Annotated in this window: 18 protein-coding genes; 11 read left to right on the forward strand and 7 right to left on the reverse strand. The window is 73.5% G+C overall.

Annotation, left to right across the window (positions count from 1 at the left end; all coding sequences use genetic code 11):
* Positions 1 to 30: 30 nt before the first annotated feature.
* Positions 31 to 1128 (reverse strand): hypothetical protein, encoded by a 1098-nt coding sequence (locus tag ACFWP2_RS16650; RefSeq protein WP_380451682.1) that lies wholly within the window; start codon positions 1126 to 1128, stop codon positions 31 to 33.
* A gap of 648 nt (positions 1129 to 1776) precedes the next feature.
* Here ACFWP2_RS16650 and ACFWP2_RS16655 point away from each other — a divergent pair.
* The 3 genes from ACFWP2_RS16655 to ACFWP2_RS16665 all read left to right on the forward strand — a co-directional run bounded on the left by ACFWP2_RS16655 (position 1777) and on the right by ACFWP2_RS16665 (position 5731).
* Entirely contained in the window at positions 1777 to 3015 is a 1239-nt protein-coding gene (locus ACFWP2_RS16655; RefSeq protein WP_380451684.1) for a cytochrome P450, read from the forward strand.
* Between the two features lie 135 nt (positions 3016 to 3150).
* Positions 3151 to 3657, forward strand: a complete 507-nt coding sequence (locus tag ACFWP2_RS16660) for a carboxymuconolactone decarboxylase family protein (RefSeq protein WP_380451686.1) — start codon at positions 3151 to 3153, stop codon at positions 3655 to 3657.
* A 205-nt stretch (positions 3658 to 3862) separates the two neighbouring features.
* A complete protein-coding gene (locus ACFWP2_RS16665; RefSeq protein ID WP_380451688.1) occupies positions 3863 to 5731 on the forward strand; it encodes a penicillin-binding transpeptidase domain-containing protein in 1869 nt (622 codons plus the stop codon).
* A 213-nt stretch (positions 5732 to 5944) separates the two neighbouring features.
* Here the strand turns inward: ACFWP2_RS16665 and ACFWP2_RS16670 are convergent, their stop codons facing one another.
* Positions 5945 to 6256, reverse strand: coding sequence for a hypothetical protein (locus tag ACFWP2_RS16670; RefSeq protein WP_380451690.1), 312 nt, complete (start codon positions 6254 to 6256; stop codon positions 5945 to 5947).
* A gap of 257 nt (positions 6257 to 6513) precedes the next feature.
* Between ACFWP2_RS16670 and ACFWP2_RS16675 the strand changes: the two genes are divergently transcribed.
* On the forward strand, positions 6514 to 7422 hold the full coding sequence (locus ACFWP2_RS16675) for a UTP--glucose-1-phosphate uridylyltransferase (protein ID WP_360355139.1): 909 nt from the start codon (positions 6514 to 6516) through the stop codon (positions 7420 to 7422).
* Positions 7423 to 7522: 100 nt separating this feature from the next.
* Here ACFWP2_RS16675 and ACFWP2_RS16680 read toward each other — a convergent pair whose 3' ends face one another.
* Entirely contained in the window at positions 7523 to 8743 is a 1221-nt protein-coding gene (locus ACFWP2_RS16680) for an FAD-dependent monooxygenase (protein ID WP_380451693.1), read from the reverse strand.
* A 295-nt stretch (positions 8744 to 9038) separates the two neighbouring features.
* Here ACFWP2_RS16680 and ACFWP2_RS16685 point away from each other — a divergent pair, with 295 nt between their 5' ends.
* The 7 genes from ACFWP2_RS16685 to ACFWP2_RS16715 all read left to right on the forward strand — a co-directional run bounded on the left by ACFWP2_RS16685 (position 9039) and on the right by ACFWP2_RS16715 (position 15762).
* A complete protein-coding gene (locus tag ACFWP2_RS16685; protein WP_380451695.1) occupies positions 9039 to 9371 on the forward strand; it encodes a hypothetical protein in 333 nt (110 codons plus the stop codon).
* Positions 9372 to 9516: 145 nt separating this feature from the next.
* Complete coding sequence (locus tag ACFWP2_RS16690; protein WP_380451697.1) at positions 9517 to 11094, forward strand: peptidoglycan-binding protein; 1578 nt, start codon at positions 9517 to 9519, stop codon at positions 11092 to 11094.
* A 14-nt stretch (positions 11095 to 11108) separates the two neighbouring features.
* Positions 11109 to 11567, forward strand: coding sequence for a protease inhibitor I42 family protein (locus ACFWP2_RS16695; protein WP_380451699.1), 459 nt, complete (start codon positions 11109 to 11111; stop codon positions 11565 to 11567).
* On the forward strand, positions 11564 to 11968 hold the full coding sequence (locus ACFWP2_RS16700; protein ID WP_380451701.1) for a hypothetical protein: 405 nt from the start codon (positions 11564 to 11566) through the stop codon (positions 11966 to 11968). The genes ACFWP2_RS16695 and ACFWP2_RS16700 overlap by 4 nt, the downstream gene beginning before the upstream one ends.
* A 112-nt stretch (positions 11969 to 12080) precedes the next feature.
* A complete protein-coding gene (locus tag ACFWP2_RS16705; RefSeq protein ID WP_380451703.1) occupies positions 12081 to 13265 on the forward strand; it encodes a damage-control phosphatase ARMT1 family protein in 1185 nt (394 codons plus the stop codon).
* 215 nt (positions 13266 to 13480) lie between these two features.
* Complete coding sequence (locus ACFWP2_RS16710; RefSeq protein WP_380451705.1) at positions 13481 to 14308, forward strand: glycerophosphodiester phosphodiesterase; 828 nt, start codon at positions 13481 to 13483, stop codon at positions 14306 to 14308.
* Positions 14309 to 14424: 116 nt separating this feature from the next.
* On the forward strand, positions 14425 to 15762 hold the full coding sequence (locus ACFWP2_RS16715) for an MFS transporter (protein ID WP_380451723.1): 1338 nt from the start codon (positions 14425 to 14427) through the stop codon (positions 15760 to 15762).
* Positions 15763 to 15893: 131 nt separating this feature from the next.
* On the opposite strand, the gene ACFWP2_RS16720 is transcribed toward ACFWP2_RS16715, so the two are convergent.
* The 4 genes from ACFWP2_RS16720 to ACFWP2_RS16735 all read right to left on the reverse strand — a co-directional run bounded on the left by ACFWP2_RS16720 (position 15894) and on the right by ACFWP2_RS16735 (position 23064).
* The gene (locus ACFWP2_RS16720; protein WP_380451707.1) at positions 15894 to 17741 is read right to left on the reverse strand and encodes a trypsin-like serine protease; all 1848 of its coding nucleotides are present in this window, start codon (positions 17739 to 17741) and stop codon (positions 15894 to 15896) included.
* Positions 17742 to 17931: 190 nt separating this feature from the next.
* The gene (locus ACFWP2_RS16725) at positions 17932 to 19686 is read right to left on the reverse strand and encodes a trypsin-like serine protease (protein ID WP_380451709.1); all 1755 of its coding nucleotides are present in this window, start codon (positions 19684 to 19686) and stop codon (positions 17932 to 17934) included.
* Between the two features lie 98 nt (positions 19687 to 19784).
* Positions 19785 to 21353 carry a trypsin-like serine protease gene (locus ACFWP2_RS16730; protein WP_380451711.1) on the reverse strand — a complete coding sequence of 523 codons (1569 nt, stop codon included), beginning with the start codon at positions 21351 to 21353 and terminating at the stop codon, positions 19785 to 19787.
* A gap of 100 nt (positions 21354 to 21453) precedes the next feature.
* Positions 21454 to 23064 carry a trypsin-like serine protease gene (locus ACFWP2_RS16735; protein ID WP_380451713.1) on the reverse strand — a complete coding sequence of 537 codons (1611 nt, stop codon included), beginning with the start codon at positions 23062 to 23064 and terminating at the stop codon, positions 21454 to 21456.
* Between the last annotated feature and the right edge of the window lie 50 nt (positions 23065 to 23114).

Genomic DNA, 23114 nt, shown 5'->3' on the forward strand with positions numbered 1-23114 from the left:
GCCGGGGCCCCAGCCCGGATCATCGGGGCCTCAGCCCGGGTGGAAGGCGACCCGGACGGTGTCGTCGAAGGGGACGATCAGACCGTTGCCCGTCTCCCAGGTCCAGGTGCGCGGGATCAGGAACATCCGGCCGCCGGCGTGGGCCAGCAGCCGCAGGCCCTCGTAGCGGTAGTGGAACCGCGCCCCCTGCTCCACGTCGGACAGCACCGTCTCCCGCACCCCGGACCAGCCCAGGTGGAGGCGCTCCGAGGTGTCCAGGACGACGGCAGGACGCCGGTAGAGGTGGTGGGCCAGCTGCTCCGCGTCGGCCGTGCCCTTCTGCTGGGCGTAGCCGCCGACCGCCCAGAACGCGCAGAGCACGATGATCGCCACGCTGATCCCCAGCGCCGCCCGCTCGCCGGTCAGCGGGTACGGGGCACCGGTGCCGCGCACGTACATCATCCGGGCCAGGACCGCGAGCAGCAGCCCGCCGCCGATCAGCAGCGGGGTGCCCATCGGGCCGGCGTCGAACACCTCGAAGCCGGCCAGGAAGCCGAGCACCAGCAGCGGGACGACCAGCGCGGCCAGGGCCAGGCAGGCCAGTCGCACCGTCCGGGTGCCGGCCGCACCGCCGCCGGCCGCCCTGGTCGCGACGTGGTAGCCCAGGGCGCCGAGGAGGGCCCCGCACAGGGCGACCCCGGCCGGGACGTAGAGCGCGGGGGAACTGCGGAGCAGCAGGTCCTGGGTGGCGAAGCCGATCGTTCCGGCGTCGATGCCGAAGTAGCTGTAGAGCGAACTGGTGTAGGCGTAGCCGAAGAAGAAGAGCAGCGCGGTGAGGAGGGTGGTCGGGGCGACCCAGGTGGCGAGCTTGGCGATCCAGTCCGACCAGGAGCGCGACGGCGGCTGCTCCGGCTCTCCCGGGGAGTCCTCCTCGGCAGGGCTCAGGGGGTGCTCCCGGTGTACGGGCTCGACCCGCCGGTGGGGGTGGCGCTGTTGTACCCGCCGCCGTCCGAGGTCCCGCCGTTGCCGGGGGTGGACCCTTCGTCGGGGCTGATGATCTCCACCGAGCCCACGGCCTTGATCCGTTTGACGGAGTCGTCGGCCGCCACCGTGAGGCAGATGTCCCGGCTCTTGGTCCCGGGCTTCCACGGCGGGAGCCGGAACTCGGCCCGCTCGGTCTCGCCGTCGGTCACCTGGACCGTCTGCGAGGCGGGGGTGGCGTACACCGTGCTGCCGCAGTCGGAGACCTTGCTGATCGTGGCCGTGAAGCTGGTCTTCGACGGGAAGGACAGGCTGATCCGGGCGGTGCGGTCGGTGCCCTGGACGTTCGCCGAGGGCTCGCCGGCGTTCCGGAATCCGCCCTGGTCCCCCTGGTCCTTGGTCCGCTGGTCGTCCGGCTGCCCCGAACCGCTGTTCCGGCCGCTCTGCCCGCTCTGCCCGCTCTGCCCGCTCTGCCCGGCCTGGTTGGCACCGGCCGACCCGGAGTCGCCGCCACCGCCGCAGGCCGCGAGGGCCGCGAGGGCCGGGAGGAGCAGGGCCGCCGCCAGCCACCGGGCCGCTCGGCCGGTCCGGTGGCCTCCGAAGTTCCCGGTCCCGGGCAATGCCTTCTCCCATCCGCGCGGCGTGCAGGGGCCGGTCGGCCCCGTCGGACGCTACCCGTGCGCCGACGGCCCGGTGGGCCACCGCGCCTCCCCTGGCCGGGCCCGCCACCTGTTCGGCGCAACCCGGGCGGGCGCACCCTGACATAGAGTCGGACCGCGACGGACGCACCGTCAGCAGATCGGAAGGACCAGACCCGTGAGCACGGACACCCGCCCGGTACCGGAGCTGGCCGCCGAGGTCGTCGAGCAGTGGCGGGCCGAGGAGGCCGAGCTCGTCGAGCTGCTGGCCCGGACGCAGCGCGGCATCGGCGGCATCGCCGCCTTCCGGCTCGGCCCGACGCCGACCGTCCTGGTCACCGACCCGGCCGCCGTGCAGCACGTCCTGGGCCGCCACCCGGACCGGTACGTCAAGCGCTCGCACCGCGCCCGGATGCTGGTCGGGGACGGTGTGCTGTCCGCCGCCGGGGACGCCTGGAAGCGTCAACGGCGGCTGCTGCAGTCGCAGTTCACCGGCACCGGGATGCGCCGCTACGAGCAGCGGATCGCCGCGGCGGCACGCCGCACCGCCGAACGCTGGGAGGGGTACCGGCGCACCGGGGAGACCTTCGACGTCGGCGAGGAGATGCGCGGCTTCGCCCTGGACACCGTCTGGCGGGCGCTCACCGGGCTGCCGCTGGACGACCGGACGGACGGCGAACTCCGCGCGGTGGAACGGGTGGTGGCCGCCATGCCGACCCTGCCGACCAACGCGGCGGACGCCCGGGACGCGGTCGCCGCGGACCTCGCCAGGATCGACGCGGTGGCACACGCGGCGATCGACGCGGCCCGCTCGGCCGGCCCGACCGCGGAGCCCGGCGTGCTCCGGATGCTGGTCGAGGCGGGCGAGCAGTACCCCGAGTACACCGACCGGTTGATCCGGGACGAGCTGGTCACCCTGCTCGTCGCCGGCCACGAGACCACGGCCACCACGCTCACCTGGCTCTTCCTGCTGCTCGACCGCCACCCCGAGGCCCGCACGGCCGAACCGCAGGCGCTGGTGAGCGAGACGCTGCGGCTCTACCCCTCCGCCTGGCTCCTCCCCCGGCACGCCGTCGAGGACGACGTCATCGCCGGGCACCGCATCGCCGCCGGGACGGACGTGCTGGTCTGCCCGTACCTCACCCACCGGGACCCGGCGCTGTGGCCCGACCCGGAGCGCTTCGACCCCGCCCGCTTCGCCGCCGGCGCGGACCGCCCCGGGCAGCTCGGCGCCTACTTCCCGTTCGGCCTCGGCGCCCGCGCCTGCCTGGGCACCCGGTTCGCGCTGCGCGAGACCACGGCGCTGCTGGAACTCCTGTTGCCGATGGGGCCGTTGGCGTTCCGGTCGCGGCCGGCGGGGGCGGCGTACAGCATCACCGTGCGGCCGGACGGGCCGACGCCGGCCTCGCTGGGCTGAGGTCTTCTCCGAGTGCGGCAACGACTCCGGATCCGGGCGGGTCCGGATCCGGGCGGGTCCGGCTGTCACAAACCCGCGCCGGGATCCGTCGGACGGGTGACCGCACGGTTCACCCGCGAGAAGAGGAACACCACGATGACCGTCCGCCCGATCACCGCCGAGGTCCCGCTGCGCCCGCGCATGGCCCAGGACCCGGTGGAGCTCGTCCCCGAGATCGCCGAGGTCTCGGCCGCGCTGTTCAAGGCCACCGGCAACCGGTCCGTCCCCCGCAGCACCATCGGCCTGGTCCAGCTGCGGGCCGGCCAGATCGCCGGCAGCACCTACCTGACCGTCCTGCACACCGGTTTCCTCCGCAAGGCCGGCGAGTCGGAGGAGCGGATCGCCTCGGTGGCCGGCTGGCCGGACTCCCCCTGGTTCACCGCCCCGGAGCGCGCCGCGCTCGCCCTGGTCGAGGCCGTCCTCCAGCCCAACCCGCACGGCGAGCGGGTGCCGGACGCCCTGTACGCGGAGGTCGCCGGGCACTACGACGACAAGGCGCTGACCACGCTCATGCTCGCCATCGGCCAGGTCAACTTCTTCACCGCCATCGCCCTGATCGCCAAGCCCGTCCCCGGCCGGTCCTTCACCGACCCCTGGGCCTGAGCGGCCCCGGCACCCCTGCACCCCTGCACCCCTGCGGCCCGCCCGGCCGGTCACCGGGCGGGCCGTGCCGCTGTCGACCGATCACCCGTCTCGGCATAGGCTGATCCGCGCCCGAACGGACTTTCGTCCGTCCTCGGGCCGGCGGGCCGACACACCGGAGGGGGCGTGCCCGCAGCACACGGAGGATCGCAGGGGGGACGGAGCCATGTCCGGGGAGCGGAAGAACGACCGGCACGACGAGTACGACAGGTACGAGGAGGATGACGGGCACGGCGGGCACGACGGGAACGACGGACTCCACGGGCACGACGGGTTCCACCCGCGGGACGGCTACGGCCCGCACCAGGAGTACGACGAACTCGCCGACGACGACGCCGGCTACGAGCCGTTCGACGAGCACGAGGGGGACGACCGCGAGGCCCCTCGCCGGTCGACCACGCGCCGGGTCGTGATGGTGGCGGCCGGCGGGGTGTTCGCCGCCCTGCTGGCCGTCGGCGGCTACGGCGCCTACAACGTGCTGAACGCCGTGACGGACAACGGCCCGTCCGGCGGCGGCCACCAGGGTTCCGAAACCGTGGCGAAGGCCCCGCAGGACCCGCCGACCGCCGAGCAGGCCGAGGCGGCGGCCAAGGAGTTCCTGGCGGCCTGGAGCCGCGGCGACATCGCGGCCGCCGCCGGTCTGACCGACCGGCCGGAAACCGCCCGCGCCGCGCTGACCACGTTCCAGGAGCAGGTGGGCCCCCGCTCGCTCGCCCTGACCGGGACGGGCCGCGCGCAGGCCGACACCCCGAGCGAGCCGGCGCTCGGCTTCCGGGTGAAGGCGGAGTTCGAGGGCACCCCGGACGCCTGGGAGTACGACAGCGTGCTGAGCTTCGTCCGCTCCCAGGACGGACGGCCCGTGGTGCGCTGGAAGCCGTCCGTGATCCACCCGCAGCTCACCCCGGGCCGGACCATCGCGGTGAAGGCGCTGCCCAACGCCGTGTCCAAGCCCACCGACCGCAAGGGCCGGCCGCTCGACGCCTTCCCGTCGCTGCGCGGCGTCCTGCCCCAGATCGCCCCGCCGGACGGCGCCACCGCCGCCACCGGCCGGGCCGTGACGCTCTCCGGCGGGGGCGGCGGCAGCGAGCAGGACCAGCTGTTCATACTGACCCCGGCGAGCGCCCCGCAGGTCAAGCTCACCCTGGACGCCGACCTCCAGCAGGTGGCCGAGGAGGCGGTCAAGCAGCAGTCGGCGAACGGCAATCCGGCCTCGCTGGTGGCCATCCAGCCGAGCACCGGCAACATCCTGGCGATGGCGTACGCGCCGCAGGGCGGCTTCAACCGCGCGATCGCGGGCGGCCAGCCGCCCGGCTCGACGATGAAGGTGATCACCTCGGCCGCCCTGCTGGAGGCCGGGGTGAGCCCGGACACCGTGGTGCCCTGCAAGGCCACCACCTACTCCCCGCGCGCCTGGCACAACGACGAGCCCGGCGACTTCCCGTCCTACACGCTCGCCGATGACTTCTCGCACTCCTGCAACACCGGCTTCATCGACAAGGGCTTGGAGAAGCTCCAGCCCGGCACCCTGGGCACGGTGGCCCACGACCAGTTCGGGCTCGGCCTGGAGTGGCACATCGGCGTCCCGAGCCGGGACGTCACCATCCCGGCGCCCGGGAACAAGGACGAGGCCGCGGCCTCGTACATCGGCCAGGGCCGGATCCAGGCCAACTCGCTGGCGATGGCCTCGGTCGCCGCCACCGTGCAGAGCGGGACCTTCCGCCAGCCCGTCCTGCGCGAGGACGTCAAGCGGGCGACGGCGCCCGGCAAGCTGCCGGCGGACGTCGCCCGGGACCTGCGCGCCATGATGTCCAAGACCGCCACCCAGGGCACCGCCCGGACCCCGATGGCCGGCCTGTCCGGTCAGATCGGCGCCAAGACCGGCACCGTCGAGGCCGGCGGCCAGGCCAACAACAGCTGGTTCATCGCCTACCGCGGCGACCTCGCCGTGGCCGCCGAGGTCGAGGGCGGCGGGCACGGCTTCAGCGCGGCGGGCGTGGCCGCGGCCCAGGTGCTGAAGGCGGGCGGCAAGGGCTGACGGCTCGCGGCCGCCGACCGACGCCTTCACGGCGGTCGGCGGCCGGTGGTCCGCCCCCCCCCGGTCCCATCCCGGTCCGTTCCGGCCTATTCCGGCTCATTCCGGCCCATCAGGCCCCGCATCAGCCGGAAATCCGGCGCACACCGCCGGCGTACACGCCGGGGCGCGCACGCCGGGGCGGGTTGGAGCGAGTGCGGGGGCTCGTCGGGGTGGTCAGGCGGAGCCTTCGCCGTGGATCAGTCGGAGCCTCGGCATGCCGGGGAACGGCGGGGTGTGTTCCGCCTCCTGGTCGGCGATCATGTCGGCCAGCATCCGGGCGCCCCTGGCGCGGAACACGGCCTTGAGCTCCTCGTCGGCCTCCTCCTCGCCCGGGTAGAGGGTGAAGTGGACGGCGCCCTGCTCGTCCTCCCAGCTGTAGCTGCGGTACGGCGGCAGGGCGGGCCAGTCCTCCGCTCCGGGCTCGGTCATCGCGCCGGCTTCGGTCATCGCGCCGGCCTCGTCCGTCGCGCCGGTCTCGTCCGTCATGAGGTGCCTCCGGTGGTCGTCCTCGGGTGGTCTGCCGCTGTGGGCAACGACCCGGGAGCAAAAAGGGCCCGGTCTCGCCGCGACCGCCCTCCGCGCGGCGGGACCGCTCGCGGCCCCGGGTGCATCCGGACGGCTTCCGCGGGGCCAACTTCCGTACGCCGACCGTCCACTTAACGGCACGTCACGGCTTGATAGCGTCGGCCGGGACGCCGTGCCACCGCGGCGGCCGCACCAGCCACGAAACGAGAGAGCGCCACATGGCCCCCAGGACGATCCGCCGAGCCGTCATCCCCGCCGCCGGCCTCGGCTCCCGCCTCCTGCCGCTGACCAAGGCCACGCCGAAGGAGATGCTGCCCGTCGGCGACAAGCCGGTCATCGAACACACCGTGCGCGAGCTGATCGAGAGCGGCATCACCGACATCACCATCGTCGTGAACGGCGACAAGGGCCTGATCCAGGAGCACTTCCGCCCCAACCCCGTCCTGGTCGAGCAACTGCGCCGGGACGGCAAGGCGGCCTTCGCGGCGGCGGTCGAGGAGGTCGGCGAGCTGTCCCGCAAGGGCCACATCAGCTACCTCTACCAGCACGGCCCGTACGGCAACGGCACCCCGGTGCTCAACGCCGCCCGCCACTTCGGCGACGAGCCCTGCCTGGTGCTCTGGCCCGACGACGTCTTCGTGGCCGAGGTCCCCCGCGCGCAGCAGCTGATCCGGGCGTACGAGCAGACCAACGCGCCGGTGCTCGCGCTGATGCCGATGGCTCCCGAGGACTCCTACCGCTACGGCGTGCCGGTGGTGAAGGAGGACCTCGGCGGCGGATCGCTGCGGATCACCGGCCTGGTCGAGAAGCCGAAGCCGGCCGACGCCCCCTCCGCGTACGCGGCGATCGGCGGCTACGTCATCACCCCCGGCATCGTCGACGAGCTGCGCGAACTGACCCTCCGGTGGCACGAGAAGCCCGAGGACGAGGTCTACCTGACCGACGCCATCAACGCCTACGCGGCGCGGCGCGCGGTCTACGGGCAGGTCATCGCCGGCACCTGGTACGACACCGGCAACCCCGCCGCCTACCTCCGCGCCCAGTTCGCCGCCGCGCTCGCCAACCCCGAGTACGGCGCCGATCTGCGCCGGCTCGCCGCGGAGCTCTCCCCGGCCGTCGCCGGGTAGGCGCCGCGGTCGGGCGGGCGCCGGGCGCCGGGCGCTACGGCCCGCGCCCGGCCGGCCCGGGCCCGGATTCCCGGGTTCGGGCCGGTACGGGAAGCCCCGGTCAGTAGTCCGGCAGGTCGAAGTCGAGGGCCGCCCGGAAGGCCGCCTCCAGCTTCGAGTCGGCCTGTCCGGGGTTCGCGACGCTCTCGGACCGGGCCTCGCGGTCCCCGGTCAGTTCGAGGATCGCCTGGTTGGCGGCCACGTGGTCGCGCAGCCGCCGCTCGTAGGCCGGATAGGCCGTGCGGTGGTCGCCGTCGGCCGCGCGCAGTTCGCCCGCCAGGACGTAGGCGGCGGTCAGGGCCACGCTGGTGCCCTGGCCGGTGGCCGGGGAGCAGCAGTAGCCGGCGTCGCCGAGCAGGACGACGCGGTCCTTGGACCAGCGGTCCATCCGGATCTGGGCGATGACGTCGTAGTGGAAGGCGTCGGTCTCCCACATCGCCTCCAGGAAGCGCGGCAGCTCCCAGCGCGCGTGGGCGGATCGCTCGGCCACCAGCTGCCGCTGCCGGGCCGGGTCGCGCGGGAGCATGCCGGCGAGCGGCTCGTCGCTGTGGAAGCCGACGAAGACGCGCAGTTCGCTGTTGTCGCGGACGGTCATCGCCATGCTGAACCAGTTCGGGTCGTCGCCGTCCTGGTGGGCGACCTCCCAGCGGTCGAGGCCGAGATGGTTGGGGGCGCTCCAGCCGGCGAGGTAGGTGCCGATGGGGTGGAGGTAGTCCGCCTCGGGGCCGAAGACGAGGCGCCGGGTGTTCGAGTGCAGGCCGTCGGCGCCGACGAGCAGGTCGAAGGAGCGCTCGGTGCCGCTGCGGAACCGGACCTCGACGCCCTCGGGGTGCTGCACCAGGGTGTCGATCGCGTCGTCGAAGCGGTACTCAACGCCGGGCCCGGCGGCCGTGCCGCTCTTCTCCGCTCCGGCGATCAGCTCGGCGAGTTCGTCGCGCAGGATCTCCACGTCCGGGCCGTCGATCGACCCGCCGGTCGCCGTCCACTCCGTGCTGCGGCGCAGCTCCCGGCCGTCCGCGTCGACCACGGACATCCCGCGCAGCCCCGTCCGGCGGTCCCGGGCCTGCTCCAGCAGACCCATCCGCTCGACCACCGTGAGGGCGGTGCCGCGGATGTCCACCGCCTGCCCGCCGCCGCGCAGCGAGGGGGCCCGCTCCACGACCGTGACGTGGAAGCCGTAGCGGTTCAGCCAGTACGCGAGGGCGGTGCCGGCGATCCCCGCGCCGGAGACCAGGACCGAGGTGGTGCGCGGGCCGGAGTGCGGCCGGATGCTGTTCGACATGGTGACCTCCCATGGGTCGCTCGGTGTTCAACAGCACTCTGGGACGGGCCACTTGCACGACGCGGACGGGACGCGGACACGACGCTGTCACCGCTGACAGGACACCGGCGGCGCGCTGACGGGACGGCGCCGGCCGGCCTCGGCGGTGCGCCGTGACCGATCGGTGGACGCTCTGTCATGAATTCGCAACAGCGCTCCCACCAGGCGCGATACGAATTGCCCGGGCACCTGAGGGCCCGTATGGTGCTCGGACGCCGTCGCGCGGACGGCTCGGGGGACGCACGAGGGGTGAACCATGGCGCAGGGGTCGGGGTACGCGATCCAGGCCGGCGGGGCCGAGGGCCAGGCGAAGGCGCTGGACAAGGCGTCCGGGGACGAGGGGAAGATCGGGACGGCGATCAGCGATCCGGTGTGCTACGCCCCGGACGTGTTCGGCGGCGAGGACGTCGACCCGGCGTACCAGAACTTCAGCAGCGCCTGGCAGGCGGAGACCGCCACCGTCAAGAGCGCGCTGAGCGAACTGGCGGGCAAGGTGCGGAGTTCCGCGGCCGGCTACCAGTCGGCCGACGGCACCGTGGTGAAGGACCTCGCGGCCGCGGGCAGCGGCGAGTACCGGCCCTTCGGCTGAGGCCGGGCGGCCCAGCAGCTCACGAGCAGCTCACGGGCGACCGACGGGCAGCTCGCGAACCGCCGGCGGGCAGCACGCGAACAGCCGCCGAGCAGCGGCGGGAACCACACCACGGGCAACGGGAACAGGGGGCGAACTCGCCACCATGGCAGGCGAATCCACCACGCAGCGCTGCAAGGCGCTGAGCGACCGGCTGAAGGGCGTCCGCGAGGCGGACAGCAAGAACGAGCTGATCTCCGCGATCAAGGGCGCGCTCGCGGTCCACGCGCCGGTCGGGGACGTGGGCACCATCGAGGCCACCGGCAACCGCTACAAGAACGCGGCCGCCGACTCCAACCAGCTCCACCAGGACGTCCAGGCGGTCGCCGCCTCCGGGCTGCCGGACGTCTGGACCGGTTCGACCGGCGCCAAGGCCGCCGAGGTGGTGGCCGCCGCCGCCCGCGCCGTCGACCAGCAGACCAGCGCGCTCCACAACGGCGGGATAGCCCTGCTCCACCTCGCGGACGCGCTGCGCACCGCCCAGGCCCAGGACGGCTCCGCGCGCTCCGGGCTCCAGCAGGTGCTGAGCTCGCTGGGCGGCGAGGACGGCTGGTTCGACGACCTGGTCGAGGACGACGACGAGGAGGAGGAGCGCAAGAAGGCGCAGCAGGCCGCCGCCCCGTACGTCGAGTCGATGCTGGCCGCTGCCAAGCACGCCGACGAGGCGGCCCGGGCGGCGGCCCGCGACCTGAACAAGCTGGCCTCGGAGGCCCGCGCGGGCAAGATGAAGACCGGCGCGGTCACCGCCGCCGACAAGCTCGTGCTGGCCGAGACCTCCGGTCCGGACGGTCCGACCGAGCTGAACGAGCTGCTGACCGCCAACGACATGAAGCGGTCCGGCGAGTACCTGGACAAGATGAACGAGAAGGACCGGGCGGACTTCGAGAAGCTGCTCGCCGACTCCAAGTCCCCGCAGGAGCGCGCCTACCTGATGAAGGCGCTGGCGGCCGGTCACAACATGGACGAGATCCGCGCCTTCCAGGGCAAGATCCACGGCAAGGACCCGGAGTGGCTCCGGACGCACCTCTCGCCGGTCTACACCGAGGACGAGGACACCTCCAGCGGCGGCACCAACGACAACGGCTCCAACAAGAACACCGACCAGGTGACCTTCGACGGCGCCAACTGGAAGCAGGCGGACACCGAGGGCACCTGTGTCGCCTCCTCCACCGTCACCGCCCGGGCGATGGTCGACCCGCTCTACGCGCTGGACCTGACCGGCGGCCCGACCGGCCAGGAGGACGACCCGGCGGCGTTCCAGCAGCGGCTGCTGGCCGAGCAGCACCGGGTGCACCAGGAGGGCGACGGCGGCGACAACTGGGACGGCATGGGGCCGGACGGCAAGGAGAAGGTGCTGGAGAAGGAGGTCAGCCCGCACACCGGCGCCGAGTTCGACTACAAGAAGATGCCGGACGCCGACTCCCGGCGGGAGCTCCTGCCGGACATCGAGAAGGCGGTCGCCGACGGCAAGCCGGTGCCGGTCGGGGTCGAGGGCTACGACAAGGACGGCAAGCGGTCGGGCCACGCGATGATGATCGTCGGCCAGGAGGGCAACATGCTGCAGATCTACAACCCGTGGGGCACCACCACCTGGGTCAGCGAGGAGGACTTCGTCAACGGCCGCATGGCCGGGGCCTCGGACGACCGGCTGCCCACCGCCTACGCCGTCCACCTGCCGAAGTGACCGGGGTGGTAAGGGTGTTCGCGAGCAAGCCGGTGCGGGCGGCGGCATCGGCGGCCGTCCTGGCCGCTGGGCTGACGGTCGGGCTGACGGCCTGTGGACAGGACGGACCGGGTGGACCGGACCGGGGCCGGCTGCTCGGCCCGGAGGAGCGCTCGGTCACCCTCGCCGTCGGCGAGCGCTTCACCGTCGCCGTCCGGGACAACACCTCGGTCGGCGACCGCTGGAGCGTCGCGGACCCGAAGCCGGACGCCGCGGTCGCCGCCCTGGCCGACGAGAAGCTCGACCTCCCGGAGAAGTCGAAGACCGCGGACGGCGTCGGCGGCACCCGCTTCTACACCTTCGAGGCCAAGGGCAGCGGGACCACCGCCGTCACCCTCCTCAACTGCTTCCGCGGCTACTGCAACCTTCCCGCCCCCAGCGACGAGAACAGGAAGATGATCGTGCGCACCACCTACACGGTGACGGTCCGATGAGCTCCGAGGACCGCTTCCGCCCCAAGTCCGACGACGAGCTGCTCCGGCTCGACGTGTCCGCCATGCTCCGCTACGGCCTGGCCTTCGCCGGCCCGCACCGGGCCGCGCTGTTCGGCGAGGGCGCCGTCGCGGCCGCCCTGGCCGCCGACCGGCTGGGGGTGCTCCCCCGCTCGCTCGCCTTCCTCGCCGAGGTGGTGCGCAGCGGCGGCGCCCGCTACGCCGCGGACCTGCCCGAACCGCTGCCCGGGGCCGGGCCGGCCCGGCTCGCCCGGGACTGGCTGGGCTCGGCGGCCACCACCGTCACCACCGTCGACGGCGACCAGCTGCTCGCCCGCTGGCTGGATGCCGTCGCGGAGATCCTCGGGCTGCGCCGGGACGTCCGCGGTGGGGCGGGCGGCTGAGGAGCGGCCCGGCTCTAGACTCGGCGTGCCAGTGGCTCCGGCCGCCGAGGACGAGTAGAGACGAGCCCCGATCGTGTCGAAGCCGAACCCGTCGGGCCCGAACCCGTCGAACGTGACCAGCGCCCCGGGCGCGCCGCCGGTGATCCGGAGCGGCGTGCCCGGGTCCTTCGCCCACGGGGTGTTCCACGAGCGCCACCCGAAGCTGCTCCGGCAGGTCCTCGACGCGCTGCCGTACGGGCCGGGCGAGCGGGCGGCGGTCGAGCGGCTGCTGGCGGAGAGCACCGGCGGGGTGCTGGAGCCGCTGGAGGCGGACGCTCCGGACGGGGCGCGGTGGCTGGCCTGGGGCGAGGGCCTGTGGGGCAGGCCGTGGGGCGAGGCGCCGTTCCTGTGGGCGGAGAGCTACTTCTACCGGCGGCTGCTGGAGGCCACCGGCTACTTCCGGCCCGGTGCCTGGCAGGGCGTCGATCCGTTCGCGCCGTTCAAGAGCGCCGAGCTGGACGGGCCGGCGGTGGACGAGGAGCTGGCCGCGCTGGACGGGCTCGACGGGCTGCCGGAGGAGCGGCGCGCGCGGGCGCTGGTCTCCTCCGCGCTGTGGGGGAACCGGGCGGACCTCAGCTTCCGGATCACCGCGGGCGCGCAGGGGGCGTCGGCGCCGGACCTCGCCGCCGACGACGGTCCGCTGCTGCGGGCCGCTCTGGAGCGGGCCGGGAGCGGGGCCGGGACGGTCTGCGTCGTCGCGGACAACGCGGGCCGGGAGCTACTGCCGGACCTGGTGCTGATCGACCATCTGCTGGCGCACGGTCTGGCGGCGCGGGTCGTGCTGTACGTCAAGCCGCAGCCGTACTTCGTGTCGGACGCGACGACGGCCGACGTGCTCGCCGCGGTCGGGCGGCTTCGCGCCGCGCCGTCGCCGGTGGCCGGGGCGGTCGGCGGGCGGCTGTGGCGGGCGCTGGAGGGCGGTGCGCTCGTGGTCCGTACGCATCCGTTCTTCTGCGCTCCGCTGCCGTTCCACGACCTGCCGGCCGATCTGCGGGCCGAGTTCGCCGGTGCGGCGCTGACGATCGTCAAGGGGGACCTCAACTACCGCCGGCTGGTCGGCGACCGGCTCTGGCCGCCGACCACGCCGTTCGCCGGGGCGGCGGGGCACTTCCCCTCCCCCGTCGCGGCGCTGCGGACGCTGAAGTCGGACGTGGTCGTGGGCCTCGACGCCGCCACCGTCGCCCGGCTGGACGGCACCGGGACGCCGTGGCGCACCGACGGGCGGCATGCCCTCGTCCAGGTCGACCCCCGCGGGTAGCGAGCCTTCCGGGACTTCCCGGGCCTTTCCGGTCCTTGTAAGGCCGTTCAGGGCCGTTCAGGGCTGTTCAGGGCCGTTCAGGGCCGTTCAGGGCCCTGCACTCGGGGACCGTTACCGCTTGACAGGGTGCGTAATACTGTAACGCGCCGGCATGCCCACGGATCTTGGTCTCGCGGGCGGCGTCGGGCCCCTCCCCCCGCAGCTCGGAGCACCACATGCACCCCTTCCTCGACCACCCCGGGCCGCTCGCCTTCGCCCACCGGGGTGGTGACCTCGGGCGCCCGGAGAACTCGCTCGCCGCCTTCGAGGCCGCCGTCGCGCTCGGGTACCGCTACCTCGAGACGGATGTGCACGCGACCGCCGACGGCGTGCTGGTGGCCTTCCACGACGAGCGCCTCGACCGGGTCACCGACCGCGCCGGGGCGGTGGCGGAGCTGCCCTGGGAGGCCGTCAGGCGGGCCCGGATCGGCGGGACGGAGCCGGTGCCGCTGCTGGAGGACCTGCTCGGCTCCTTCCCCGGGGCCCGCTTCAACATCGACGTCAAGGCGGCGCCGGCCGTCGCACCGCTGGTCGAGGCGATCCGCCGGACCGACGCCTGGGACCGGGTCTGCGTCGGCGGCTTCTCCGACAGCCGGCTGGCCGCCGTCCGGGCCGCCGCCGGCCCCCGGCTGGCCACCTCGCTCGGCCCCCGCGAGGTGGCCCGGTTGCGGCTGCGCTCGCTGGCCGAATCGTTCCTGCCGTCCTCCCGTCCGGGGCCGCGGTCCCGGACGGGAGCGCCGTTCGCCGGGCTGTGCGCGCAGGTGCCGGAGCGGCACCTGGGCGTCCGGGTGGTCGACCGGGCCTTCGTCCGCACCGCCCACCGGCTCGGCCTCCAGGTGCACGTCTGGACTGTGGACGATCCCACACGGATCAGGTCTCTCCTCGACCTGGGTGTGGATGGCATCATGTCCGATCGCATCGACGTCCTGCGGGACGTCCTCGGCGAGCGCGGCTGCTGGACGGACGGCAGTACCGGCTCCAGCACGGTGATGGGAACCCCATGAGCACCACGAACTCGGCGACGCACCTGCCGGACGACCCACCGACCGACCCCGCGGCCGCCCCGGCGGAGCGCATAGCGGAGGACACGGCAGCCGCCGACGGACGGGCCCTGCGCCGGATGCAGTTCGGCTGGTACGTCAACGAATGGGCCGCCGCCGCCTTCTCCTCCACCGTCCTGACGGTGTTCCTCGGCCCGTACCTGACCGGCATCACCAAGGACGCCGCCGACGCGGCCGGCGACGTGCACCCGCTCGGCCTGTCGGTCCCCGCGGGATCGTTCTACCCGTACACGGTCTCGCTCTCCGTGCTGGTCTCGGTCGCGGCGATGCTGCTGACCGGTTCGGTCGCCGACCGCACCGGGCGGCACAAGGAGCTGATGTGCGGCTTCGCGTTCCTCGGCTCGCTCGCCACCATGGGGATGTTCTTCCTCAGCGGTGACCGCTACCTGCTCGGCGCCGGCCTGCTGGTGGTCGCCAACATCTCGTACGCCGTCTCGGTCGCGCTCTCCTACGCCTACCTGCCCGGCCTGGCCTCCCCCGACCAGCGCGACAAGGTCTCCTCGACGGGCTGGGCCTACGGCTACGCGGGCGGCGGACTGCTGCTGATCGCCAATCTGGCGCTGTTCCAGGGCCACGACGCGTTCGGCCTGGACGCCGGCACCGCCGTGCGGATCTGCCTCGCCTCGGCCGGCCTGTGGTGGGCGCTGTTCACCCTCGTCCCACTGCTGCGGCTGCCCTCCCGGGCGGGCGTCGCCCCCGGCCGCACCGCCGTCGCCGGAGGCACCGAGGCCCCGACCCAGGACGGCGAGCCCGCCGCCGGCAGCCTGCGCGAACTCGGCCGCACCCTGCGCGGCATGCGCGAACACCCGCTCACGCTGCTCTACCTCGCCGCCTTCCTCTGCTACAACGACGGCATCCAGACCGTCGTCTCGCAGGCCTCGATCTACGGCAGCGAGGAACTCGGCATGGACCAGACCTCCCTGGTCACCGCCATCCTCCTGGTCCAGATCGTGGCGATCGGCGGCGCCCTGCTGCTCGGCCGGATCGCCCACCGGTACGGCGCCAAGCGGACCATCCTCGGCTCCCTGGTCGGCTGGGTCGTCACCCTGGCCCTGGGCTACGTCATGCCCGCCCACCAGCCCGCCTGGTTCTACGCCCTGGCCTGCATGATCGGCCTGGTGCTCGGCGGCAGCCAGGCGCTCTCCCGCTCCCTCTTCTCCCACCTGATCCCGCCGGGCCGGGAGGCCGAGTACTTCAGCTTCTACAAGATCAGCGACCGCGGCACCAGCTGGATGGGCCCGCTCGTCTTCGGCCTCGCCTACCAGGTCACCGGCAGCTACCGCTCGGCGATCATCTCGCTGCTGATCTTCTTCGTCATCGGCTTCGTCGTCCTGCTGAGGGTGCCGGTCCGCCGCGCCATCGAGGCCGTCGGCAACCCGGTGCCCGAGCGCCTCTGACGGCTCGCACGCTGACGGCTCGCCCTCTGAGGGTTGGCCCTCTGACGGTTCGCCCGACGACCCGGGCCCGGCCGCCCCCCCCGGGACGGGGGAGCGGCCGGGCCCGGAGTGCTTCGGGACTCCGCCGTCCGTCAGCCGGTGATCATGGTCTTGCCGGGGACGGTCGTCAGCCCGCCCCAGACCTGGCCCGGGCCGGGCTTGTAGGAGGCGTGGTTCAGGACCCCGTCCTGGCCGGTGGCGAAGAGGTCCATGACGCCCGCCGTGGCGTTGAACGTCGCGGTCGGGAACCGTCCGGCGGTGAACTTCCAGTCGCCCAGGGCGGTCCAGGCACGCCACGGCTTGCCGTCGGGGATCCACTCGGTGCGGGAGAGGATGCCGTCACCGCCCACCGCGAACAGCTCGAAGCCTCCGGTGGCGGGGTCGAAGACCGCCGCCGGCGAGCCCGCGAACTGCCGGCCGGGGACGTCGTACCAGCCGCTCCACTTCGGCATGCCCTGCGTGTAGTAGGAGTGCGCGACGACCCCGTTGGTCTGCGTCGCGAAGACCTCCACAGTCGTGGTGACCGGGTTGTAGGCGGACGTGGGGCTGCCGGTGAACCGACGGTTGTCGTCCTGGTAGTACCACTCGTGCCAGTCCGCGCCGTCCTGCTTCCAGTACGTCTGGCACAGCACGCCGTTGGTGCCCACCGCGAACAGCTCGATGGCGCCGGTGGACGGGTTGTAGACGGCGCTCGGGCTGCTCGCGAACCGCCAGTTCTCGTAGATGCCGTACCAGCCGCTCCACCTCGGCATGCCCTGCGTGTAGTAGGAGTGCGCGACACCGCCGTTGGTCTGGGTGGCGAAGACCTCCGCGGTCTTCGTCGCCGGGTTGTAGACCGCCGTGGGACTGCCGGTGAACCTCCGGTTGGAGTCCTGGGCGTACCAGTCGCTCCAGCCCTGGCCGTTCGGCAGCCAGTAGGTCTGCTTGAGCACACCGTCGGTGTCGATCGCGAACAGCTCGATGGCGTCGGTCGCGGGGTTGTACAGCGCCGTGGGAACGCTCGCGAACGCCCAGTTGCCGCCGATCTGCGTCCAGCCGCTCCAGGTCACGCCGTCCGAGCTGGAGGAGAACACCACGTGGCGGTTGCTGTCGACGGCGAAGACCGTGGAGATCTTCCGGACCGGGTCGTAGACCGAACTCCCGGCCGCCGGATTGGCGGTGACGGTGTCCCACCAACCGCCGCGGACCTGGTCGATCCACGCGCCGAGGTCGTCCACCCGGGAGGAGAACGCGCCGGTGCGGGTCTCGGTGGCCGGGACGCCCAGGCAGCCGCCCTGCCAGGAGCGCGAGGCGACGGCGACCAGCTCCGCCTTGCCGTTGACCTGACGGATCGCCGGAGCACCGGTGTCGCCCTTGCACACCGCCGCACCGCCCGTCCCCGTGATGCCGATGCCCGTCGGGCTCACCGTGTCGAGGCTGAACGCACCGCTGTGCAGCTTGTTGGTGATCCACTCGTCCTTGGTCCGGCCGTAGCCGGGCACCCGCAGCGTCTCCCCGGTGCCGGGGGCGGTGGTGGCGACCGCGAGCGGGGCGACGCCGGTGACCGGCGCGGCCAGCCGGGCCAGGACCAGGTCGCGGTCCTGGCGCGGCGCCAGCTCCACGACCTCCGTCACCGTGCCGGCGGAGGTGGTCAGATCGGTGCGGCCGACGGTGGCGGTGGTCTTCCACTTGGGCGCGCCGGCCGCGAGGGCCTGCGGCTGCGCCGGGTCGTCGGCGAAGCAGGAGGCCGCGGTGAGGACCCAGTAGCGGTCGACGAGCGCACCGGTGCAGGAGCGCAGGTTGTCGCCGATCACCAGGCGCGCGGTGGAGGCGTAGCTGCCGTCGGCGGCCGGGTCGCCGGCCACGGCCTGGGCCGGGGTGAAGGTGCTCAGCGTGCCGGCGGCGGCCGCCGCGACCAGCACGCCGGCCCGCCGGGTGCGGACCTGGGACTTGCGGGACATGAGGGATCTCCCTGGAGCGTTCGGGAAGGGCGGCACCGCGCGGCTGCGCGGGACGCCGATGGGGTTCGCCGGTGACCCTGCCGGCGGCCGGAGGACGGCCCGCCCCGCGGGTGGCGGGGCGGGCCGGATCCGGGTCGCCGGGCTCGGCGGGCGGAAGGGTCAGGAGGCGGAAAAGTCAGCGGGCGAGGGGTCAGGGGGCGGAGGGGCCGCCGTGGAAGCGGACCCAGCCCGGGCCCTCCGGGTCGACGGACCACAGGGTGTTGTTGGCGTCCCGCACGTAGCTGACCAGGTGGTTGTTCGCCGGGTCGACCACGGTCTGCGGGACGGTGTCCGCGGCGAGCGCGGTCCCGGCCGGGGTGAGGACGAACTCGGTCCACGTCCCGGTGGAGAAGTCCAGCGAGTTCAGCCGGTTGTTCGGGCCGTTGACGTGGACCACGGTCCGCTTGCCGGCCTTGTCGGCGATCGCGACCGGGTCGGTGGCCGCCATCACGCCCCAGTCGCGCCAGCCCGGGCCCCACGGGTCGACGGACCACAGGTGGTGGGCGGTGTCGCGGATGAAGGTGGTGAAGTGCCCGGTGGCGGGGTCGACCACGGTGGAGGGTACGGCGTCGGGGGCCATCACCGTGCCGGAGGTGGTCGGGACGAACTCGACCCGGCCGTTGCCACGGCGGTCGATCGAGTTCAGCCGGTTGTCCGGCCCGTTGACGTGGACGACGATGTGGCCGTCGTTCGGGTTGATCACCGGAACGGGGTCGGCGGCGGCCAGCGGGCCGTAGTCGTACCAGCCCTCGCCCTGCGGGTCGACGGACCACAGGTGGCTGGCGGTGTCGCGGACGAAGGTGACCAGGTGGTTGTTCGCCGGGTCGACGACGGTGCGGGGCACCGCGTCGGGGGCCAGCACCGTGCCGGACGGGGTCGGGACGAAGGCGGTCCACTGGCCGGTGGTGCGGTCGTACGACCAGAGCTTGTTGTCCGGCCCGTTGACGTACACCATCACGTGCTTGCTCACCGGATCGGCGATCGCGGTGGGGCGGGTCGCGGCGTAGGTGCCCAGGTCGACCCAGCCCTCGTTCTTGGGATCGACCGACCACAGGTGGTTGCGGCTGTCCTGCACGAAGGTCAGCGGGTGACCGGTGACCGGGTCGACCACCGTGAACGGCGAAGCCTTCACGGTGCTCCCCGACGGGGTGGAGTGGCGGACGTTGGTGATCCACGTCCCGAGGTCGTCGACCCGGGTCGCGTACGCGCCGGTGCGGGTCTCGGTGGCGGCCACGCCCAGGCAGCCGCCCTGCCAGGAGCGCGAGGCGACGGCGACCAGCTCGGCCCTGCCGTTGACCTCCCGGATCGCCGGGGCACCGGTGTCGCCCTTGCACACCGCCGCACCGCCCGTCCCCGTGATGCCGACGCCCGTCGCGCCGACCGTGTCGAGGCTGAACACGCCGCTGTGCACCTTGTCCGGCACCCACTCGTCCTTGGTCCGGCCGAAACCGGGCACCCGCAGGCTCTGCCCCGCCGCCGGCGCCGAGGTGCCGACCTCCAGCGGCGCCACGCCCTCGACCGGCGCGGCGAGACGGGCCATCACCAGGTCGCGGTCCTGACGCGGCACCAGCTCCACCACCTGGGCCGACTTGGCGCCCACGGTGGCGGTCGTCCTCCACTTCGGCGCACCGGCCACGAGGGCCTGCGGCTGCGCCGGGTCGTCGGCGAAGCAGGAAGCCGCGGTGAGGACCCAGTACTGGTCGATCAGCGCGCCGGAGCAGCCGCGCAGGTTGTCGCCGATGACGATCCGCGCCGTGCTGGTGGAGGTGTTGTCGGCCGCCGCGGCGCCGGAGACGGCGCTCGCCGGGGCGAAGGTGGTCAGTGAGCCGGCGGCGGCGGCCGCCACGGCGGCCAGCACGCCCGCCCGCCGGGAGCGGAGCTGGGACTTGCGGGGCGAGCGGGACATGCGGACCTTTCCTTCGGGTGAGCCTGCGGGAACCCGCGGGGGCGTCGGTCTCGTGCCGAGTGCCGACGGCCCCCGCGGGGAAGGGGGACGGGCCGGGGTCAGCCGCTGGTGGCGGCGATGCCCTGGATGGAGCTGCTGGGGACGAGGTAGAAGGTCGTCCAGCTGCCGTCGGCCTTCTTGTCGGCGGTCCAGATCCTGTCGTCGGTGCCGATGGCGAACAGGCGGATGGTGTCGCCGATGGTGGTGGTGGCGACCTGCTTGGCGCCGAGGACGTCGGGCACCGCGTCGAAGGCGGTCCAGGGGCCGTTGGCGGTGCTGTCGGTGGTCCAGATCTTGCTGTCGCCGCCGACGGCGAACAGCCGCACGGTGCTGCCGAGCGTGGTGGCGGCGATGTGCCGGATGCCGCTGCTGGGGATCGCCTCGAAGGTGGTCCACGTCCCGGCGGTGTAGTCGCCGGTGGTGGTCCAGATCTTGTCGTCGCCGCCGATCGCGAACAGGCGCACGGTGTTGCCGACGGTGGTGGCGGTCACCTGCTTGATGGAGCTGCTGGGCAGGGCCTCGAACGCGGACCAGGTGCCGGCGGTGTAGTCGCCGGTGGCGGTGTAGATCCTGCTGTCGCCGCCGATCGCGAACAGGCGGACCTTGTCGCCCATCGCGACGGCGGTCACCTGCCGGATGCCGCTGTTGCCCGGAACGGCGTCGAACGGGCTCCAGGTGTCGGTGGCGGTGTCCTTGGCGGCGGTCCAGATCCGCTGGTCGCTGCCGATCCCGAACAGGCGCACCTTGTCGCCCATGGTGACCGCGCTGACCTGCCGCACGCCACTGCTGGTCGCCACGGTCTCGAAGGTGCCCCACACGTTCGTGGTGTAGCCGCCCTCGTTGACCCAGACCTGGTTGTCGCCGCCGACCGCGAACAGCTCGCTGGCCGGACGGGAGGCCTTCACCTGCTTGACCCAGCCGCCGAGGTCGTCGACCCGGGTCGCGTACGCGCCGGTGCGGGTCTCGGTCTCGCCGAGGCAGCCGCCCTGCCAGGAGCGGGAGGCGACGGCGACCAGCTCGGCCCTGCCGTTGACCTCCCGGACCGCCGGGGCACCGGTGTCGCCCTTGCACACCGCCGCGCCGCCCGTCCCCGTGATGCCGATGCCCGTCGCGCCGACCGAGTCGAGGCTGAACGCACCGGAGTGGAGCTTGCTCGCGATCCACTCGTCCTTGGTCCGGCCGAAACCGGGCACCCGCAGGCTCTGCCCCGCCGCCGGGGCGGTGGCGGCCAGCGCCAGCGGGACGACGCCGTCCACGGGCGTGGTGAGACGGGCCAGCACCAGGTCACGGTCCTGACGCGGCACCAGTTCGGCCACCTGGGACGACTTGGCGCCCACGGTGGCGGTCGTCTTCCACTTCGGCGCGCCGGCCGCGAGCGCCTGCGGCTGCGCCGGGTTGTCGGCGAAGCACGACGCGGCGGTGAGCACCCAGGAACGGTCCACCAGCGCACCGGTGCAGGCCCGCAGGCTGTCACCGATCACCAGACGAGCGGTGGAGGCGTAGGTGCCGTCGGCGGCCGCGTCACCGACCACGGCCTGGGCCGGAGAGAAGGTGCTCAGCGAACTGGCGGCAGCGGCCGCCACCAGCACACCCGCCCGGCGGAACCGGGCCTGGGACTTGCGGGACATCAGGAATCCCCCCTGAGGAGTACGAGAAGGTGGGCGCCCCGCCGGCCGGCGACCGCGCGGCGGCCTGCGGCCGGTCCGGCGGGGCGTGGTGCGGGCCTGGTCAGCCGGTGGTGGCGGCGGTGATGGTCTTGACGCCCGTGGCGCCGCCGGGGACCTCGCCCCACGCGGTCCACCGGCCCGCGTTGTAGTCGGCGTCGCGGGTGTAGACCTTGTCGTCCTCGTTGACGGCGACGACATGGACGACGTTGCCCTCGGCGCTGCTGCTGATGGCCTTCAGCCTGTTGTCGCTGACCTTCTGCCACTGCTGGTCCCAGTGACCGAGGTCGTAGTGGCCGTAGGTGGTGAACAGGTCGCCGACGCCGCCGATGATCTGGAGGTCGACGGTGTAGCCGCGGGCGGCGGCCGTGATGCCCTGGACACCGACGGCACCACCGGGGATCTCACCCCACGGCGTCCACTGACCGTTGGTCAGCTGGTCCCTGGTGTACACGCGGCTGTCCTCGTTGACGGCGAAGACGTGGACCACGTTGTCCGGGGTGGTGGCGCTGGTGATGGCCTTCAGGTTGTTGGTGCCGACCTGCTCCCAGTTTCCGCGCCAGCCGCCGGCGGCGTAGTCGGCGTGGGTGCTGTAGAGGGAGCCGTCGGAGCCGATGATCTGGAGACTGACGGTGTTGCCCCGGGCCGTGGCCGTGATGCCCTTGGCCCCGCCGGCACCACCGGGCACCTCGCCCCACGGGGTCCACGCGCCGCCGGCCTTGCCGTCGTGGGTGTAGACCTTGCCGTCGGAGCCGACGGCGAAGACGTGCACGGTGTCGCCGATGGCGACGCTGTCCACCGCGGTCAGCGCGCCGCTGTTGACGGGCGACCAGCTGCCGATCCACTTACCGGGCCTGTCGTCGGCGACGGTGTCCCACAGCCTGCTGTTGATGTCGATGATCTGCACGTGCAGGCCGGACTTGACCTCCGCCGTGCGGTAGCGCAGGTCCTTCACCCAGTCACCCAGGTCGTCGACCCGGGAACTGTACGCGCCGGTGCGGGTCTCGGTGGCGGGCACGTTCAGGCAGCCGCCCTGCCAGGAGCGGGAGGCGACGGCGACCAGCTCGGCCTTGCCGTTGACCTCCCGGATCGCCGGGGCACCGGTGTCGCCCTTGCAGACCGCCGCGCCGCCCGTACCGGTGGTGCCGATGCCCGTCGGGCCCACCGAGTCGAGGCTGAACACGCCGCTGTGCAGCTTGCCCGGAACCCACTCGTCCTTGGTACGGCCGAAACCGGGCACCCGCAAGCTCTGACCGGCCGCCGGGGCGGTGGCGGCCAGCGCCAGCGGGGCGACGCCGTCCACGGGCGTGGCGAGACGGGCCATCACCAGGTCACGGTCCTGACGCGGCACCAGCTCGGCCACCTGCGAGGACTTGGCACCGACCGTGACGGTGGTGCTCCACTTCGGCGCGCCGGCCACGAGGGCCTGCGGCTGCGCCGGGTCGTCGGAGAAGCACGACGCGGCGGTGAGCACCCAGGAGCGGTCCACCAGCGCGCCGGTGCAGCCGCGCAGGTTGTCGCCGAGGACGATCCGGGCGGCGGCGGTGTAGGTGCCGTCGGCGGCCGCGTCACCGACCACGGCCTGGGCCGGAGAGAAGGTGCTCAGCGTGCCGGCGGCCACGGCCGCGACCAGCACACCCGCCCGCAGGTTGCGGGGCGAGGAGTTGCGAGGCATGAGGTGTTGCTCCCAACGTGAAGGGTGGATCCGGGTGGTGCTGGTCAGCC

The sequence above is a fragment of the Kitasatospora sp. NPDC058444 genome, from assembly GCF_042721415.1.
In the GTDB taxonomy this organism is placed as follows: Bacteria; Actinomycetota; Actinomycetes; order Streptomycetales; family Streptomycetaceae; genus Kitasatospora.